This is a genomic window from Pseudomonas alliivorans (assembly GCF_017826695.1).
Classification (GTDB): Bacteria; Pseudomonadota; Gammaproteobacteria; order Pseudomonadales; family Pseudomonadaceae; genus Aquipseudomonas; species Aquipseudomonas alliivorans.
Genome location: NZ_JAFFZW010000001.1, coordinates 717,124 through 733,603 on the forward strand (window position 1 = coordinate 717,124; position 16,480 = coordinate 733,603).

Annotated in this window: 14 protein-coding genes; 7 read left to right on the forward strand and 7 right to left on the reverse strand. The window is 59.8% G+C overall.

The genetic code is table 11. The features are described from left to right. Positions 1-77 precede the first annotated feature (77 nt). Positions 78-824, reverse strand: a complete 747-nt coding sequence (locus JTJ32_RS03145; protein WP_210040807.1) for a substrate-binding periplasmic protein — start codon at positions 822-824, stop codon at positions 78-80. Between the two features lie 156 nt (positions 825-980). Beyond that, positions 981-2,438, reverse strand: coding sequence for an efflux transporter outer membrane subunit (locus tag JTJ32_RS03150; protein WP_210040809.1), 1,458 nt, complete (start codon positions 2,436-2,438; stop codon positions 981-983). An 87-nt stretch (positions 2,439-2,525) separates the two neighbouring features. Between JTJ32_RS03150 and JTJ32_RS03155 the strand changes: the two genes are divergently transcribed. The 6 genes from JTJ32_RS03155 (at position 2,526) to JTJ32_RS03180 (ending at position 11,930) form a co-directional block, all read left to right on the forward strand. Further along, positions 2,526-3,140 carry a TetR/AcrR family transcriptional regulator gene (locus JTJ32_RS03155; protein ID WP_099228244.1) on the forward strand — a complete coding sequence of 205 codons (615 nt, stop codon included), beginning with the start codon at positions 2,526-2,528 and terminating at the stop codon, positions 3,138-3,140. A 75-nt stretch (positions 3,141-3,215) separates the two neighbouring features. Next, complete coding sequence (locus JTJ32_RS03160; RefSeq protein ID WP_184319551.1) at positions 3,216-4,322, forward strand: efflux RND transporter periplasmic adaptor subunit; 1,107 nt, start codon at positions 3,216-3,218, stop codon at positions 4,320-4,322. Then, positions 4,319-7,429: an efflux RND transporter permease subunit gene (locus tag JTJ32_RS03165; RefSeq protein ID WP_210040811.1), complete on the forward strand. Its 3,111-nt coding sequence runs from the start codon at positions 4,319-4,321 to the stop codon at positions 7,427-7,429. The genes JTJ32_RS03160 and JTJ32_RS03165 overlap by 4 nt, the downstream gene beginning before the upstream one ends. A 2-nt stretch (positions 7,430-7,431) precedes the next feature. Beyond that, a complete protein-coding gene (gene fabF, locus JTJ32_RS03170) occupies positions 7,432-8,712 on the forward strand; it encodes a beta-ketoacyl-ACP synthase II (protein WP_210040813.1) in 1,281 nt (426 codons plus the stop codon). 133 nt (positions 8,713-8,845) lie between these two features. Continuing rightward, entirely contained in the window at positions 8,846-10,057 is a 1,212-nt protein-coding gene (locus JTJ32_RS03175; RefSeq protein ID WP_210040815.1) for a multidrug effflux MFS transporter, read from the forward strand. A 253-nt stretch (positions 10,058-10,310) separates the two neighbouring features. Beyond that, on the forward strand, positions 10,311-11,930 hold the full coding sequence (locus JTJ32_RS03180; RefSeq protein WP_210040817.1) for a methyl-accepting chemotaxis protein: 1,620 nt from the start codon (positions 10,311-10,313) through the stop codon (positions 11,928-11,930). Positions 11,931-12,046: 116 nt separating this feature from the next. Here the strand turns inward: JTJ32_RS03180 and JTJ32_RS03185 are convergent, their stop codons facing one another. The 3 genes from JTJ32_RS03185 to JTJ32_RS03195 all read right to left on the reverse strand — a co-directional run bounded on the left by JTJ32_RS03185 (position 12,047) and on the right by JTJ32_RS03195 (position 13,478). Beyond that, positions 12,047-12,331, reverse strand: coding sequence for a hypothetical protein (locus tag JTJ32_RS03185; RefSeq protein ID WP_328823951.1), 285 nt, complete (start codon positions 12,329-12,331; stop codon positions 12,047-12,049). Positions 12,332-12,546: 215 nt separating this feature from the next. Then, positions 12,547-12,744 (reverse strand): hypothetical protein, encoded by a 198-nt coding sequence (locus JTJ32_RS03190; protein ID WP_210040819.1) that lies wholly within the window; start codon positions 12,742-12,744, stop codon positions 12,547-12,549. Between the two features lie 107 nt (positions 12,745-12,851). Beyond that, on the reverse strand, positions 12,852-13,478 hold the full coding sequence (locus JTJ32_RS03195; RefSeq protein WP_210040821.1) for a TetR/AcrR family transcriptional regulator: 627 nt from the start codon (positions 13,476-13,478) through the stop codon (positions 12,852-12,854). A 110-nt stretch (positions 13,479-13,588) separates the two neighbouring features. Between JTJ32_RS03195 and JTJ32_RS03200 the strand changes: the two genes are divergently transcribed. Further along, the gene (locus JTJ32_RS03200) at positions 13,589-14,794 is read left to right on the forward strand and encodes an MFS transporter (protein WP_210040823.1); all 1,206 of its coding nucleotides are present in this window, start codon (positions 13,589-13,591) and stop codon (positions 14,792-14,794) included. A 56-nt stretch (positions 14,795-14,850) separates the two neighbouring features. Here the strand turns inward: JTJ32_RS03200 and JTJ32_RS03205 are convergent, their stop codons facing one another. Both JTJ32_RS03205 and JTJ32_RS03210 read right to left on the reverse strand, forming a co-directional pair. After that, entirely contained in the window at positions 14,851-15,792 is a 942-nt protein-coding gene (locus JTJ32_RS03205; protein WP_210040825.1) for an alpha/beta fold hydrolase, read from the reverse strand. A 255-nt stretch (positions 15,793-16,047) separates the two neighbouring features. Beyond that, on the reverse strand, positions 16,048-16,344 hold the full coding sequence (locus JTJ32_RS03210; RefSeq protein ID WP_184320167.1) for a DUF3144 domain-containing protein: 297 nt from the start codon (positions 16,342-16,344) through the stop codon (positions 16,048-16,050). Between the last annotated feature and the right edge of the window lie 136 nt (positions 16,345-16,480).

Below are 16,480 nucleotides of genomic sequence, written 5' to 3' on the forward strand. Positions count from 1 at the left end.
TGTGGGGACGACACTACACAGCGACAGGGACAGTTTTTGTCACCATGGTGGGCGGGCTGTCGACGCATCAATGATGTTCACTGCGGTGCCGGCTGCGTGTACCTTCGCTGAATACGCTCCAGTTCACCTGACTGACGCAGGGTTTCCAGTGCGCTGGACCAGGAGTCAACCACATCGTCTTCACAATCGCGGCTGAAGGCGATGTACAGCGATGAACGATACAGTTCGATAGGTATTTGCCGCAGGGTTCCGGGAGCGATGTTCAGTTGTCGGCTCTGGTAGGCAACGCCTGCATCGGTATCGCCGATGATGATTGCAGTGCGGTCGCTCAGCAGCATTCGGTAGAGCTGTACGCTTTCGGTGGCGCTTTTGTCGAGGTTTTTGAAGCCCAGTGACTGCAGCATATCGGGCAGCAGACCTGCGTGCCGGGTGGTGATCTGCGGCGCATGCAGCAGTTGTTCGAGAGAGGTGACCGGTGGTGCGGCTGCCAATTGATAAGGGTGTATCGCCTCTTCCAGGATAGGGCCGACCCATTTGTACACATGCTCGCGCTCCGGCGTGCGAAACATTGAGTACATGATTGTTCTCGGTCGCATCTTCAATATGAGACTCGCCCTCATGCTGGGCGCCAGCACGATGGTGAGATCGTGGCCGGTGACCTTCATGATGGCCCGGACAATCTCGGTGGTCATGCCGGTAATCTGACCATTCTCTGAATAGTTGTAAGGCGGCCATTCTTCCGTCACGACCTGGTAGTGGTCGGCTCTGGCTGGTGCGCTGAGCAACAGACACAACAGCACCGAAATCAGTGTCGAATAATTCACATGACCTGCCTGATGGGCTGTTCGATCATTCAGAACGAATGAGCAGTCGAGTGCAGCATAGACCCGGCCGCCTGGTCTGGAGCCCAACGGGCGAGAAAATGTGCAGTTCGATTCTATCCATCGGCCTCTGATAGGTCGTGGCGTCACACAGGCATGTTATTGGACAGCAACCTCCGGCTCCGGCGTTTGCCAGCCACCGCCGAGTGCCTTGAAGGCAGCCACGGCGGCACGGGCGGTTTCAGTCTGGGCCTGGGCTCTGGCGTCCGACGTCTGGAGCATTGTTTCGTCGGCGCGCAACACGTCGATCAGGCTGGCCGCCCCGTTCCGATAGCCCGCGAAGGACGATTGCCTTGCAGCGGTCAGGGCCTTTTCGCCCCGGCTGAGAATGTTCGTCTGAGTGGTGCGATTGATCAGCGACGAAAACGCATTCTCGACATCTTCGGTGGCTCGCAAAACAGACTGTCGATAAGCAGCCAGCGCTTCTGCCTCGGCTCCCTTGGCCTGATTGATCTGCGCATTTACGCGACCGAAATCGAACAGCCTCCAGCGCAGCCCCAGTACGCCCGCCGACTGGCTGGCACCGCTGCTGAACAGGTTGCCGCTGGACACCGCTGTCGCACTGCCGAGCAGGGCGCTCATCGAGAGCTTGGGGTAGTACTCGCTGACCGCCACACCGATACGGGCGCTGGAGGCGGCAAGGCGACGTTCAGCAACCATGAGGTCTGGTCGACGGCGCAAAAGATCGGCAGGTGTTCCGGTCGCGATGAGTTGCGGGGCGGTCGGGATCGGTTTGGCCGCCGCCAGTTTCGTGCGGTTGGTGCCGGGTGGCACGCCCAGCATGACGTCGAGGGCGTTCATGGCGGCGTCCAGTCCTGACTGAAGAACCGGTACGGTTGCCTGAACCTGAGCAAGTTCGCCTTCGGTCTGGCGCAGTTCGTACTCGGGCGACAGGCCTCTGTCATAAAGCATCTGCACCTTCTCCAGCAGATCCTGCCGGGTCTTGACCTGCCGTTGCGCAATGTCCAGTCGTGTCTGCAGCCCGCGAATCGTGATGTAGGTGTCGGCCGTCTGCGCCGCAACCGCCAACCGTGTTGCCGCAACGCCTGCCTCGGATGCCTGATAGTCAGCCAGCGCGGCTTCGCGGCCGCGCCTCAATCCGCCGAACACGTCCAGTTCCCAGGCTGCATTGAGGTTGGCTTCGTACGCATTGCCATAGCGGTCAAAGCCCGGGGTTGAATTCAGCACCTGCCCGAGTGGCGTTTCGACTGACTGATAGGCGCGAGAAGCCTGACCGCTGACATTGCCCGATGGCAACAGCGCTGCCGTGGCGGCGCTGAGTCCTGCACGCGCCTGAGTCAGTTGCGCGGTGGCCTGAGCCAGAGTGAGGTTCTGCGCCAGCGCACTGGAAACACATTCATTCAGCAACGGGTCGGCAAAACTCTGCCACCAGACCGCATTATCCAGCGGGAGCCCTGTAGAATCCGGCCTTGCATCGGGTCGAGCCAGATAATGAGCCGACACAGGAGCGTCCGGACGCTGGTAATCCGGACCTACGGCGCAGCCCGCCATCAGGCTGGCACTCATCAGTAGTGCGTACGTGGAGAGCGGGCGCATTGAGATTTCCTTGGAATGAACAGGTGTGACCATATTACAATTTGGTCACTTGTTGTCAATCAAGGCTTGCGGAGCTAAGCTGGAAACATGACTAAGCACATTGATACGACCCCATCACGCGGACCGTCCGACCACAGCGTTCGCGATCAGGTCGTGGAAGCGGCCACCGAGCATTTCGGTCACTACGGTTTCGAGAAAACCACGGTATCCGACCTGGCCAAGGCCATTGGCTTTTCCAAGGCCTACATCTACAAGTTCTTCGATTCCAAGCAGGCTATCGGTGAGGTGATCTGTTCCAATCGCCTGGCCATGATCATGACCATCGTCGACGCTGCCATCGCCGACGCGCCAACGGCCTCGGAAAAGCTGCGACGCCTGTTCCGCGCAGTGGTCGAGGCGGGCAGCGATCTGTTCTTTCACGACCGCAAGCTGCACGACATTGCCGCCGTCGCCACCCGTGACAAGTGGCCGTCCGCACAAGCGCACGACGCCCGTTTGCGAGAGCTGATCCAGCAGATCGTTCTGGAAGGGCGTGAGTCCGGCGAGTTCGAGCGCAAGACGCCACTCGATGAAACCGTTCAGGCCATTCATCTGGTCATGCGCCCTTACATCAGCCCGGTCCAGTTGCAGTACAACCTGGAAATCGTCGCCACAGCGCCTGTTCACCTGTCCGCGCTGATACTGAGAAGCCTCGCTCCCTGAGTTTGTGACTATTGACTAAATTGGTCACTATCTAGAGAATCGGATTCCTGCTCACTTTTAAAAGTTAGGGATCCCATGCTCCGGCTCATACCTGCAACGCTCGCCGTTTGTGCTCTGCCTTTCGTTCTGACCGCGTGTGGCGACTCTTCGAGCGTGCGCGATCCTCGTACGCAACCTCCGTTGGTGAGAAGCGCTGCGGTCGCGAGCGCCAGTGACGGCGCGCGTTCGTTCACAGGCGTGGTGGTCGCTCGTGTGCAGAGCGATCTGGGGTTCCGCGTTTCCGGGAAGATTCTGGAACGTCTCGTGGACACGGGGCAGACGGTCAAGCGCGGCCAGCCGCTGATGCGTCTGGACCCGGTCGACCTCGGCCTTCAAGCGCAAGCCCAGCAACAGTCTGTGGCAGCTGCCGTGGCGCGTGCCAGACAGACGGCAGACGACGAAGCGCGTAACCGGGATCTGGTCGCTGCCGGCGCCATTTCCGCGTCGGCTTACGACCGGATCAAATCGCTGGCTGATACGGCCAGGGCCGAGCTCAGCGCTGCGCAGGCGCAGGCTGCTGTCGCACGCAACGCCACCGGCTATGCGGTGTTGCTGGCCGATGCCGACGGGGTTGTGGTTGATACGCTGGCCGAACCCGGACAGGTCGTCAGCGCAGGGCAACCGGTGGTCAGGCTGGCCAAATCGGGTCAGCGTGAGGCCATTGTCCACTTGCCGGAAACAGTGCGGCCCGCCGTCGGTTCCCAGGCGCAGGCGCGGATGTACGGAAACGACGCCGACGTGGTCCCCGCGAAACTGCGGCTGCTGTCCGATTCGGCCGATCCGCTGACCCGGACCTTTGAGGCGCGGTACGTACTCGACGGTGCCAATGCCGTCGCTCCGTTGGGTTCGACCGTCACGCTTGACATCGATGATGGCAAAACCTCCGTGCAAGCGCTCGCCGTGCCCATTGGCGCGCTGCATGATGCAGGGCAGGGAGCGGGCGTGTGGGTGATCACCGGGACACCGGCAAAAGTGTCGTGGCGCGGCGTGCAGTTGCTGGGCCTGAGCGACGATTCAGCCCGGGTGACAGGTGGCTTGAAGCCAGGCGATCACGTCGTGGCGCTCGGTGCCCATCTGCTTCACGAAGGCGAAGAAGTGCTGATACTGCAGCCGCGTGATGTCGTTGCCGGAGCGAAGCCATGAGCACGGGCCGTTTCAACCTCTCGGCGCTGGCCGTTCGCGAGCGGTCCATCACGCTCTTTCTGATCTTCCTGATCGGCATTGCCGGGACGCTCTCATTCTTCAAGCTGGGGCGTGCGGAAGACCCGCCGTTCACGGTGAAGCAACTGACGATCATTTCGGCATGGCCCGGCGCGACCGCGCAGGAAATGCAGGATCAGGTTGCCGAGCCGCTTGAAAAGCGCATGCAGGAGCTGAAGTGGTACGACCGAAGCGAGACCTACACTCGCGCGGGTCTTGCGTTCACCATGGTCTCGCTGCTGGATAAGACTCCGCCGTCCCAAGTGCAGGAAGAGTTCTATCAGGCACGCAAGAAAATCGACGATGCCGCCAAGACGTTGCCGGCAGGCGTCATCGGTCCGATGGTCAACGATGAGTTCTCGGACGTGACCTTTGCGCTCTTCGCCTTGAAGGCCAAGGGTGAGCCGCAGCGGCTGCTGGTGCGCGATGCCGAAGCACTTCGCCAACGGCTGCTGCACGTGCCCGGTGTGAAGAAGATCAATATCGTCGGCGAACAGGCCGAGCGCATTTTCGTGTCGTTTTCCCACGAGCGTCTGGCGACGCTGGGTGTCTCGCCGCAGGACATTTTCGCTGCGCTCAATACTCAGAACGTGCTGACGCCGGCGGGCTCCATCGAGACCCATGGTCCTCAGGTGTTTCTTCGTCTGGACGGCGCGTTCGACAAGCTCGAAAAAATCCGCAATACGCCGATTGTCGTGCAGGGCAGAACCCTCAAGCTGTCGGACGTCGCGACCGTCGAACGCGGTTATGAAGACCCGGCAACGTTTATGGTTCGCAGCCAGGGCGAGCCCGCATTGTTGCTGGGCGTTGTGATGCGCGACGGCTGGAACGGGCTGGACCTCGGCAAGTCGCTGGATGCCGAGACTGCCAGCATCAACGCGGCCATGCCGCTGGGCATGACGCTTTCCAAGGTCACTGACCAGTCTGTGAACATCGCTTCATCGGTCGACGAGTTCATGATCAAGTTCTTTGTCGCGCTGCTGGTGGTGATGCTGGTCTGCTTCCTCAGCATGGGCTGGCGAGTGGGGGTGGTGGTGGCTGCTGCAGTACCGCTGACCCTGGCGATCGTGTTTGTGGTCATGGAGGCCACGGGGAAAAACTTCGACCGCATCACCCTGGGCTCGCTGATTCTGGCGCTGGGCTTGTTGGTGGATGACGCGATCATCGCCATCGAAATGATGGTGGTGAAAATGGAGGAAGGCTACGACCGTATCAAGGCGTCGGCCTACGCCTGGAGCCATACCGCAGCGCCCATGCTTGCCGGCACGCTGGTCACGGCAGTGGGCTTCATGCCCAACGGTTTTGCCCAGTCCACGGCGGGCGAATACACCAGCAACATGTTCTGGATCGTCGGCATCGCGCTGATTGCTTCCTGGGTCGTCGCAGTCGTATTCACACCTTACCTGGGCGTGAAGCTGCTGCCTGACATCAAGCCGGTCGAAGGCGGTCACGCCGCGATTTACAACACGCCACACTACAATCGTTTTCGCCGGATTCTGGCTCGTGTCATCGCCCGCAAGTGGCTGATCGCAATTGTGGTAATCGTGACGTTTGTCGTCGCGGTGCTGGGCATGGGGCTGGTCAAGAAACAGTTCTTCCCCACGTCGGATCGCCCGGAAGTGCTGATCGAAGTGCAGATGCCGTACGGCACCTCTATCGAGCAGACCAGCGCCACCACGGCCAAGGTCGAGGCCTGGCTGCAAAAGCAGGACGCGGCGAAGATCGTGACGGCCTATATCGGCCAGGGCTCGCCGCGTTTTTATCTGGCCATGGCGCCTGAGTTGCCTGATCCATCGTTCGCCAAGATCGTCGTGCTGACGGACAGTCAGGAATCGCGTGAGGCGCTCAAGCACAGCATTCGCGAAGCGGTCGCGCAGGGGCTTGCACCCGAAGCGCGGGTGCGGGTGACGCAACTCGTGTTCGGGCCTTATTCGCCGTTTCCGGTCGCGTACCGGGTTGCCGGTCCTGACCCTGAAAAACTGCGCGAGATTGCGCAGCAGGTACAGACTGTCATGCAGAACAGCCCGATGATGCGCACCGTCAATACGGATTGGGGCTCGCGCGTACCGACGCTGTATTTCTCGCTGAATCAGGATCGCCTGCAGGCGGTCGGACTGACCTCCAGCGCGGTCGCCCAGCAGTTGCAGTTCCTGCTCTCCGGTGTGCCGATCACCTCGGTGCGCGAAGACATTCGCTCGGTCGAAGTCATGGGCAGGGCGGCAGGGGATATCCGCCTGGACCCGGCGAAAATTGCAGGCTTTACCCTCGCGGGTTCCGGCGGCCAGCGCATCCCGCTCTCGCAGATCGGCGAAGTCGGCGTGCGCATGGAAGACCCGATTCTGCGTCGTCGTGACCGTGTGCCGACCATCACTGTGCGCGGTGACATTGCCGAGCATCTGCAGCCGCCGGATGTGTCATCGACGATCATCAAGGAGCTGCAGCCGATCATTGACAGCCTGCCGGCCGGATACCGCATCGATCAGGCCGGGTCGATCGAGGAGTCGGCCAAGGCGACCGTGGCGTTGCTGCCGCTGTTCCCGATCATGATCGCGATCACCCTGCTGATCATCATCCTGCAGGTGCGCTCGATGTCGGCGATGGTCATGGTGTTCATGACCGCGCCGCTGGGGCTTGTCGGCGTGGTGCCGACCCTGCTGCTGTTCAACCAACCGTTCGGCATCAATGCTCTGGTCGGGCTGATCGCGCTGTCCGGCATTCTGATGCGCAACACTCTGATCCTGATCGGACAGATCGATCAGAACGAAAAGGAAGGGCTCGACCCTTTCCATGCCGTGGTGGAAGCCACTGTGCAGCGAGCGCGTCCGGTGTTGCTAACGGCGCTGGCCGCCATCCTGGCCTTCATCCCGCTCACGCATTCGGTGTTCTGGGGCACGCTGGCTTACACACTGATCGGCGGCACGCTGGGCGGCACGGTCATGACCCTGGTGTTCCTGCCAGCCATGTATTCCATCTGGTACAAGATCCGGCCCGATCAACAGCCGCAAGCCGCGCAACACGTCTCCACTGACTCTCCCATGACGAGGACCTGAGCATGAATCATCACCAAGGACAAAAGCGCATTGTCGTCACCGGCTGCGGAGTGGTCGGACCGTTGGGCTGCGGTGCCGAGGAGGTCTGGCGCAGATTGCTGGAGGGACAGTCAGGCATTCGTCCGCTTGATGATGCGATCAGTGACGGCACAGGTGTTTCGGTCGCAGGCCAGGTGCCAACGCTTGAGCAGGACCCGATCGCGGGTTACGACCCGGAGCGCGTCATCGCTCCCAAAGAGCGCAAGAAGATGGACCGGTTTATCGAGTTCGCGCTGGTGGCTGCCCATGAAGCTTTGGAACAGGCGGGCTGGCATCCCGAAACCGAAGCAGCGCAGCAACGCACGGCCACCATTATCGCCTCCGGCGTCGGCGGGTTCGGTGTGATTGCCGATGCCGTGCGCACCACTGACGCGCGCGGGCCACGTCGTCTGTCGCCGTTCACGGCTCCGGCCTTTCTGGCCAACATGGCGGCGGGACATGTCTCGATCCGCTACGGTTTCAAGGGGCAGCTGGGCGCGCCGGTGACGGCCTGCGCAGCCGGCGTGCAAGCGATTGGCGATGCAGCACGGCTGATCAGAAGTGGCGAGGCGGACGTTGCGATTTGCGGAGGGACTGAAGCGGCAATCGATCGCGTCACGCTGGGTTGTTTTGCCGCTGCGCGGGCACTGTCCACTGGGGTTGCCGACCGGCCTCAAGAGGTCTCGCGCCCGTTCGACCGGGACCGCGACGGGTTCGTCATGGCTGAAGGGGCAGGGCTGCTGGTGATCGAATCGCTGGAACATGCAGTGGCGAGAGGCGCGACGCCGATTGCGGAACTGGTGGGATACGGCACCAGCGCCGATGCCCATCACCTCACCGCAGGCCCCGAAGACGGCAATGGCGCACGCCGGGCCATGGAACAGGCGCTGCGTCAGGGCGGCGTCGATGCGGCCGACGTGCAACACATCAACGCCCACGCCACTTCGACACAGGTTGGTGACAAAGGCGAACTTGCTGCCATTCAGGCGGTGTTCGGTGCCGATGCCAAGGTCGCAATCACCTCGACAAAGTCTGCCACCGGGCATCTGCTCGGTGCTGCAGGCGGGATCGAGGCGGTGTTCACCGTCCTGGCACTGCGCGACCAGATCGTGCCGCCGACCCTGAACCTCATCCACCCGGATGAAGCGGCAGCAGGCCTGGATCTGGTGGCCCTGACCGCCCGCAAGATGCCTATCACCCATGCGCTGTCGAACGGGTTTGGTTTTGGTGGCGTTAATGCCAGTGCGTTGTTTCGGCGGTGGTAGCAACTGCTGTATGGAGCGCCGCATTGATCCACAGCGAAACGTTATGCCGGTCCCCGGCAGATCGCCGGCGAGCCGTCTCCCACAGAGAACGGCGTTAACTCGGCAAGCCCGTTTTTTGATAAGAGAGCCATCGATGAGCAGCGTGACGGATAACGATGTGAACGTGGCACACACAGGAAAGGTGATTGCACTGCTGGCGGGCCTGTCGGCGCTCAGCATCCTGTCCACCAATATCATCCTGCCTGCCTTTCCGGAGATGGCAGCCCAGCTGGGCGTCTCGCCACGCGAGGTGGGGCTCACGTTTTCCAGCTTCTTAATCACCTTCGCTCTGGCCCAACTGGTCGTCGGCCCATTGGCAGATCGTTACGGACGAAAGAAGCTGGTATTGGGTGGTCTTTCAGTCTTCGTGATCGGCACCGCCGTGTGTGGCTTTGCTGAGTCGTTCGACATGCTGATCGCCGGGCGTGTGATCCAGGCCCTCGGGATATGTGCGGCCGCAGTGCTGGCCCGAGCCATTGCGCGAGACCTTTTTCAGGGCGAGGCTCTGGCGCGAGCGATGTCACTGATCATGATCGCCACCGCAGCGGCACCTGGCTTCTCGCCGCTGCTGGGCAGCGTGTTGACGACTGCGCTGGGGTGGCGGGCGATCTTCGTCATCGTCGCGCTTGCCGCGCTATGGGTCGCGCTGATCTACAGCCGTACGCTGGGCGAAACGCTGCCGGCCGCCAGCCGCGTTTCACGCTCTGTGCCTGAAGTCGGTGTCGCCTACGGCAAGCTGATGCGGGACCGTCGGTTTATCCTGCCCGGTCTGTCGGTAAGCCTGTTGATGAGCGGGCTGTTCGCCTCTTTCGGCGCCGCACCTGCGATTTTGATGAGCGGGATAGGGCTGACGTCTCTGGAAGCAGGTTTCTACTTCGCAGCGACCGTTTTCGTGGTCTTCACCGCAGGCATCGCAGCCCCCAGACTGGCCCATCGATTCGACATTCGAACCGTCACTGCGACAGGCTTCGCCATCGCATTGATCGGCGCACTGGTGCTGTTGCTGGGCCCGGTGAACCCGAGCCTGAGTCGCTACACCCTTTCGACGGTCATCTTCCTGTGGGGCATGGGCCTGGCCAATCCGCTGGGCACCGCCATCACCATGGGGCCTTACGGCGCACAGGCCGGTCTCGCCTCCGCGCTGCTGGGGTTCCTGACCATGGGCTGCGCGGCGGTTACCACCTGGCTGGGATCGGCACTGACCTTTCCAGCGGTGACCACGCTGGGCGGGATTCAGGTGGTGGTGTGTGGTGTGGCGTTGGGGGTATTTGTGATGAGTGGGAGGGGGATGAAGGGCTCTGCCTGATCGTCGGGTTCTTCAGTCTGCCAGCAGGCTGCAAAGCGTTTGCACACTTCAAAGCGCCGGTCCAGATCTGCCATGCGTGTCTGGTGCGCGCTGAGTACTTCCTTGCGCAGTCACGCCATGAAGGGGAGACGCGGCCAGAGGCGCCTTCAGTGATCCACCCGGTGCCAGACCGTTGAAGCTTGCCTAAAGTTTCCAGCGTTGAGTCGATAGCATGATGAAGTGTCATTCATTCGACGAAAGACAGGAATCCAGCATGCGCCTAAGAAATCTCAACGTAGCCCCCCGAGCTGCCCTGTTTTTCGCACTGATCATTGCCCTTGTTTTTGTGCTCGGTGCATTTGCCGTGGTGCAAATGGGCAAGCTGAGGGACGCTGAAAAAGACGTCGAACTCAACTGGATGGCCAGCATCCGACAAACGGCGTTGATGAACTCTTCTGTCCTCCGCATAAGGCTTGAAACACAGCGTGCCCTTGCGGACCCTCAATCCATTCAGAAAACGATCGACGACTTCCCCGGCTACCGTAAAGCGTTCACGGATGCGGTGACAAATTATGAACCGCTCATCGCAGACGAAAAGGAACGTTCGTTTTACACACCGGTGAAAAACAGTGCCGATGCCTATTCCAGGCAATTGGAGCTTTTAGAACCGTTGATGAAGCAGGGTGATATTGAAGGGGCCGTCCAGTTGGTCAGAACAGGTATTCGTCCTCTCACGAATGCGATGGAGGATCAGATCAAAGACCTCACCAACTTCAACAACGAAGGCGCCGCTCAGGCTGGCCAAACCGCAACCGATCTTTACGAGAGCGGCCTCTGGCTTGTTATCGGGCTTATCACGGTTGTCGTTATCCTGACGATCGGTTTTGCACTGCTGCTGACAAAAAGCATTACTTCGCCCATCAACGATGCCTTGTCTGTCGCAGAACGCATTGCATCCAGTGACCTCTCCAAGGAAGTGTTGGTCAGCGGGACTGATGAAGCCGGGCGACTGTTGAAAGCGCTGGCGCAGATGCAGACAAACCTTCGCACCACGATCATGCAGATTTCCGATTCATCCACACAGCTGGCGTCCGCCTCGGAAGAAATGACGGCGGTTACAGAGGAGTCGAGTCGGGGTCTTGTTGCCCAGAATGACGAGGTCAACCAGGCGGCAACGGCAGTCACCGAAATGAGTGCGGCCGTTGACGAGGTGGCTCGTAACGCAGAGTCGGCTTCCGAAGAGTCAAAGCGTACCCAGGGTTACACCGAAGAAGGCTCGGCCCGGGTCGCCCAGACGTTGAAATCGATCCAGAAACTGAACGGTAACGTTGAAAACACCAGCGAACAGATTCAAGGTTTGTCCAATCGTGCCCAGAGCATCTCCAAAGTGGTCGAAGTGATTCGGGCGATTGCCGAGCAGACCAACCTGTTGGCGTTGAACGCCGCCATCGAGGCCGCCCGTGCAGGCGAGCAGGGCCGAGGGTTTGCGGTGGTCGCGGATGAAGTAAGGGCGCTGGCCCATCGAACTCAGGTGTCGACACAGGAAATCGAGCAGATGATCGCGGCGATCCAGACCGATTCCGATTTGGCGGTGAAAGCGATGAATACGAGCAAGGATCTGGCGACCGAGTCGCTGGGCGTCGCCCAGGAAGCCAGTACTTCGCTGGACCAGATTGCCAAGGCCATCGTGCAGATCAACGAGCGCAACCTCATGATCGCAACAGCCTCTGAAGAGCAGTCCCATGTTGCCCGCGAAGTTGACCGCAACCTGGTCAGTATCCGCGAGCTTGCCACCCAGAGCGCCGCAGGCGCCAGCCAGACGGCCAGTGCATGCGGTGAAATGTCGAAACTGGCGGTCAACCTGAATCAGCTGGTCAACCGGTTCGTGGTGTGATCCGTATTTTCGCGAGGCAGTGTGGACGCCTGGCCTGATTGCGTCGGTGGAGTGCTGTGCAACGCCAACGATCAATCAGGCACTTCTGGATGGGGAGCTTGTTCGACTGCTGACATTCAAGGCCCAACCAACGGGTAGTGCCTGATGCGGCATTCATGGGTTTGGCCGTCGCCTTTGCACAGACCATCCAGATAGCGGTAATCGACCTGTACAGACTGCCCTTTTTTGGGCCACTTTCGACGCGGCAGCGGGTTCTGGTAGTCCTTCGTTTCTGGTGTAAAAACGAGGCGGGTCCCTTCTTCCGGGCACTCTACGGCGGGCGATGCCGGGCGTACTTTTAAAACCTGCGCCTGTAATGCCGGATGAGGCTTTTTCACGACATCCGTGATGCGCAATTCCATACGGCACATTTGCCACGCCGATGCCTGGACTGGCTGGCACAGCGAGCACAGGAGCAGGCAACACCACAGGTGTCGTATCACGTAACGATTCATCCGCTTGGGCATTGATATCCGGCGCATGATCAGGCAGGTGTCCATCGAATCATGAAGTGGTTTTGACGTTCTGATCGGGTGCCAGGCGCTCGCCGGTAAAAAAACACACGTGGGCTGGCGGGTCAATGAAGGACCCTGCGGCTTTCCCCGATCCTGATTCTGTCGAGCGCTCTGTTCAAAGCATCCAGAGCGTCGAGCAGTGCTTTCGCCTCAGACTCCCGACCATCGCCCCACAGGCGTTCAGCCATGGTATTAAGCGCCTGGATGGAGCGTTCGATATCAGCGGCAGTCGCCGTTTGGGTTTGAGGTTTCTTCGGCATTGATTGATCTTGCTCCGGCGCGTTGCTTCATCAGTTTCCGCACACTGCATGGTTATCGAACGGCCTAGGCTGCGACGTATTGAACATTTGCGGTCAGAGCTTGCGGATCACTGACCATGGACATTCGCGCTCAGACTATCCCACAACCCCATTATTTGGGTGACCGCAGCATCCAGCGTGTCATGAGAAACGCCATCGCGCGCCAAAGTCGACAAACCCAGCATAAAGCTGTCGAACACCGCAGCCAGGGTTTCCGGTATCACGGTCTTTGGTAATGCCCCCGCTTCGACAGCGCGTTCAACGCAGGCAACCAATGCCGCACGGTTCATGTCTCTTGCCCGTGCCAGAGGCGCGGAGATCGCCTTGCTCTCGTCTGAACACGCGCTCATCAACCCGAGCGACACCAGACAGCCCTTGGGGTGGTCGTCTTCACACTGCATTTTGGCCGAGCGACGAAGGGTGAGTTCGATCGCTTCTCTGGGCGGCAGGGTCTGATCAAACAGGCTATCGGTGACGCGCCCGTGGGTGGTGAGGTAACGCTCCATCACCTCGGTGAACAGGGCTTGCTTCGAGCCGAACGCGGCGTAAAAACTTGGCGCGGTGATGCCGCCACCGATGCTCGCCTTGAGTTGACTGAGCGAGGTCGCATCGTATCCATGCTCCCAGAATAAATGCATTGCCTGAGTGATTGCTGCGTCACGGTCAAACGTACGCGGGCGGCCCATCTGTGCCATGTCGGATCTCCTGCAGAGGTACTTAAATACTAATCGATACATAAGTCGTTGACTACCGTGCGCGTGCTCTCTACATTTATACCGATCAGTATATTAGTGGAGTGAGCTTGATGACGATGGATAAGAGAGACGGCAAGAAACTGCCATTGGGTGCTTTGCTGGCCTTGGCGATGACAGGTTTCATCTGCATCGTGACTGAAACCTTACCTGCCGGATTGCTGCCGGAGATCGGCAGTGGGCTGGCCGTCTCGCCGTCGTTGGCGGGCCAGATGGTGACGGTTTACGCGCTCGGGTCGCTGCTGGCGGCGATACCGCTGACCGTTGCCACGCAAAGCTGGCGTCGCAGAACGGTGTTGCTGCTGCCGATCCTTGGCTTTCTGATATTCAATTCCGTCACGGCGCTGTCTTCGAACTATTGGCTGACTCTGGTCGCAAGATTTTTCGCTGGCGCCTCTGCGGGTCTGGCCTGGAGCCTTATTGCGGGCTATGCACGGCGCATGGTCATTCCGCAATTGCAGGGCAAGGCAATGGCGATAGCGATGGTGGGTACGCCCGTCGCGTTGTCGCTCGGGGTGCCGTTGGGAACATGGCTGGGTGGCTTCATGGGCTGGCGCATGGCATTCGGACTGATGTCTGGCATGACCCTGGTGCTGATCGCCTGGGTTTTGATCAAGGTACCGGACTATCCGGGTCAGGCTTCTTCCGAAAGGATGGCATTGCGTCAGGTCTTTTTCACGCCGGGCGTGCGCTCGGTGCTGGGCGTTGTGTTCACCTGGATGCTGGCGCACAACATTCTTTACACCTATATCGCTCCTTTTATTGCCGGATCCGGATTGGCGAACGACGTCGATGTGGTGTTGCTGGCGTTCGGTATTGCGGCACTGCTCGGCATCTGGGGCACGGGGCGTCTGGTGGATCGTTATCTGCGTGCGACGGTATTGGCCAGCCTCGCGACATTCGCTGCGGTGTCGGTTTTCTTCGGCCTGTTTCCGGGCTCTGCCCTGGCCATCTACATCGGAGTTTTCATCTGGGGCCTGACGTTTGGCGGTGCCGCGACACTGCTGCAAACCGCCCTTGCCGACTCGGCGGCGGAGGGCGCTGACGTTGCGCTGTCGATGAATGTGGTGGTCTGGAACAGCGCGATTGCAGGCGGCGGAATAGTGGGCGGCGTGTTGCTCGGCCAATGGGGCGCAGGTTCATTCCCCTGGGTGCTGTTGGTGTTGCTGCTGGGTGGACTGGTCATTACATCCCGAGCGCGAGCGCATGGTTTTACCCAAGGTGTCAGGCAGTCCGGTCAATGGGTTGCTGGTCATTGATGAGCAGGCAGCATTGCGCTGCCTGCCATCGCGTTCAGCACACTGGAAGGCGTTCGTTACCGGACGTTCTTGTCGAGAAACTCACGAATCACAGGAATGATTTCCTTGCCGTGGGTTTCAAGTGCGAAGTGTCCGGTGTCATAGAAGCGGATGTCTGCCTTGGGGATATCACGCTTCCAGGCCTCGGCTCCGGCTGGCATGAAGAACGGATCGTTCTTTCCCCAGACCGCCAGTAATGGTGGCTGGTACGTGCGAAAGTACGCTTGAAAGGTCGGGTACATCGCAACGTTCGAGGCGTAATCCATTACCAGGTCGAGCTGAATGTCGGCATTACCCGGCTTCGATATCTGCAACCCTTCCAGCGTGTAGCCGTCTGGTGATACCGAACTCTTGTCGGCGACCCCTTCGAGGTACTGCCACTTGATCGAGGCCGGTGTCGGGAAGTCCTTCAAGGCTTCCCGGTTCTGTGGCGTCGGCTCACGCCAGTACTTCTGGATTGGCACCCATCCATCGCCCAGCCCCTCCTCGTAGGCATTGCCATTCTGGGAAATGATCGCGGTGACTCGCTCAGGGTGGGCGACAGCCAGACGCCATCCCACCGGCGCGCCGTAGTCATGCACCAGCAATGCGTAGTTGTCGAGTTTGAGCTGTTCGGTGAACTGGCCGATGGTCGTCGCCAGTTGGCTGAAGGTGTAGCTGTACTGATCCTTCGCGGGTGCTTCGGTGAAGCCAAATGCCGGCAGGTCCGGCGCGATGACGTGATAACGATCGGCCAGTTCGGGGATCAGGTCGCGGAACATGAACGATGAGGCTGCGAAGCCGTGGAGCAACAGCACTGTCGGGGCGCTGGGATTGCCTGCCTCACGGTAGAACACCTTCACATTACCGACCTGCTCGTAGCGGTAGTGAACCGGATGGGTCGAATCGGCGGAATGGGCACCGCCAGCAAGCAGGGAGGCTGCGAGACCGGCGGCTGCGATTGGTTTGGAAGCGTTCATAAGTCCACCTGTGTAACCATGAAATTTGAAAATTCAGGTTACTATTCGTCTTTGTAACCTGTCAAATAGGTTTTTAAGGTTACATATCGGCGTGACTTCCTCTGCCGCTGCTTCTGACGCACGCCATCTGCTGCCAGCCTATTGTTCGAGTTGGGGTGCCTGATGAAGAGTCAGGGACGGGAGGGTAAAGCGCAGGAGTTACGAACATGGGGCCATCAACCGACTGCCGCAGCGCCAGCGGCATCGCGATGTGCGTCAGTCCTTGCTGCCGACCTTGTATCGGTCAAAATTCTGGATATGGTCGTCAATATTGTCTTCAAGCATCATTCGATACTGCTCACAGAAGTATTTGACGATTTCCTCACGCGCTTCGGCCATTTCAGTTCCGGATTCAAAGCTGCGTGAAGTGACCCATGCATTGAATCGCGTAGCGCCGAAGGTCATCGAAGCGCTCACTTTGCCGAGGTCTTCGGGCTTGTCGATCTGCTGGTTTGCCAGATCGATATGAGCATCGGCCCGGTCATAAAATGCTTGGTCGGTTTTTTGTGCCATGGACAATTGCCTTTTCCGTGATATTCGATCATTTCATCGTTTCGTGCAGCGTGGATGTGCGCTCCCGACCGTTGCTCTGCCGGAGCGTGCTGACTGACCATCACGATGTCGTTGTATGAGAATTCAGCCTATTGAT

Coding starts and splice junctions, on each gene's coding strand:
- JTJ32_RS03200 (WP_210040823.1), top strand. CDS start 13,589: ATGACGATGGATAAGAGAGACGGCAAGAAACTGCCATTGGGTGCTTTG.
- JTJ32_RS03210 (WP_184320167.1), bottom strand. CDS start 16,344: ATGGCACAAAAAACCGACCAAGCATTTTATGACCGGGCCGATGCTCAT.
- JTJ32_RS03175 (WP_210040815.1), top strand. CDS start 8,846: ATGAGCAGCGTGACGGATAACGATGTGAACGTGGCACACACAGGAAAG.
- JTJ32_RS03185 (WP_328823951.1), bottom strand. CDS start 12,331: ATGGAATTGCGCATCACGGATGTCGTGAAAAAGCCTCATCCGGCATTA.
- JTJ32_RS03195 (WP_210040821.1), bottom strand. CDS start 13,478: ATGGCACAGATGGGCCGCCCGCGTACGTTTGACCGTGACGCAGCAATC.
- JTJ32_RS03155 (WP_099228244.1), top strand. CDS start 2,526: ATGACTAAGCACATTGATACGACCCCATCACGCGGACCGTCCGACCAC.
- fabF (WP_210040813.1), top strand. CDS start 7,432: ATGAATCATCACCAAGGACAAAAGCGCATTGTCGTCACCGGCTGCGGA.
- JTJ32_RS03180 (WP_210040817.1), top strand. CDS start 10,311: ATGCGCCTAAGAAATCTCAACGTAGCCCCCCGAGCTGCCCTGTTTTTC.
- JTJ32_RS03160 (WP_184319551.1), top strand. CDS start 3,216: ATGCTCCGGCTCATACCTGCAACGCTCGCCGTTTGTGCTCTGCCTTTC.
- JTJ32_RS03205 (WP_210040825.1), bottom strand. CDS start 15,792: ATGAACGCTTCCAAACCAATCGCAGCCGCCGGTCTCGCAGCCTCCCTG.
- JTJ32_RS03190 (WP_210040819.1), bottom strand. CDS start 12,744: ATGCCGAAGAAACCTCAAACCCAAACGGCGACTGCCGCTGATATCGAA.
- JTJ32_RS03165 (WP_210040811.1), top strand. CDS start 4,319: ATGAGCACGGGCCGTTTCAACCTCTCGGCGCTGGCCGTTCGCGAGCGG.
- JTJ32_RS03150 (WP_210040809.1), bottom strand. CDS start 2,438: ATGCGCCCGCTCTCCACGTACGCACTACTGATGAGTGCCAGCCTGATG.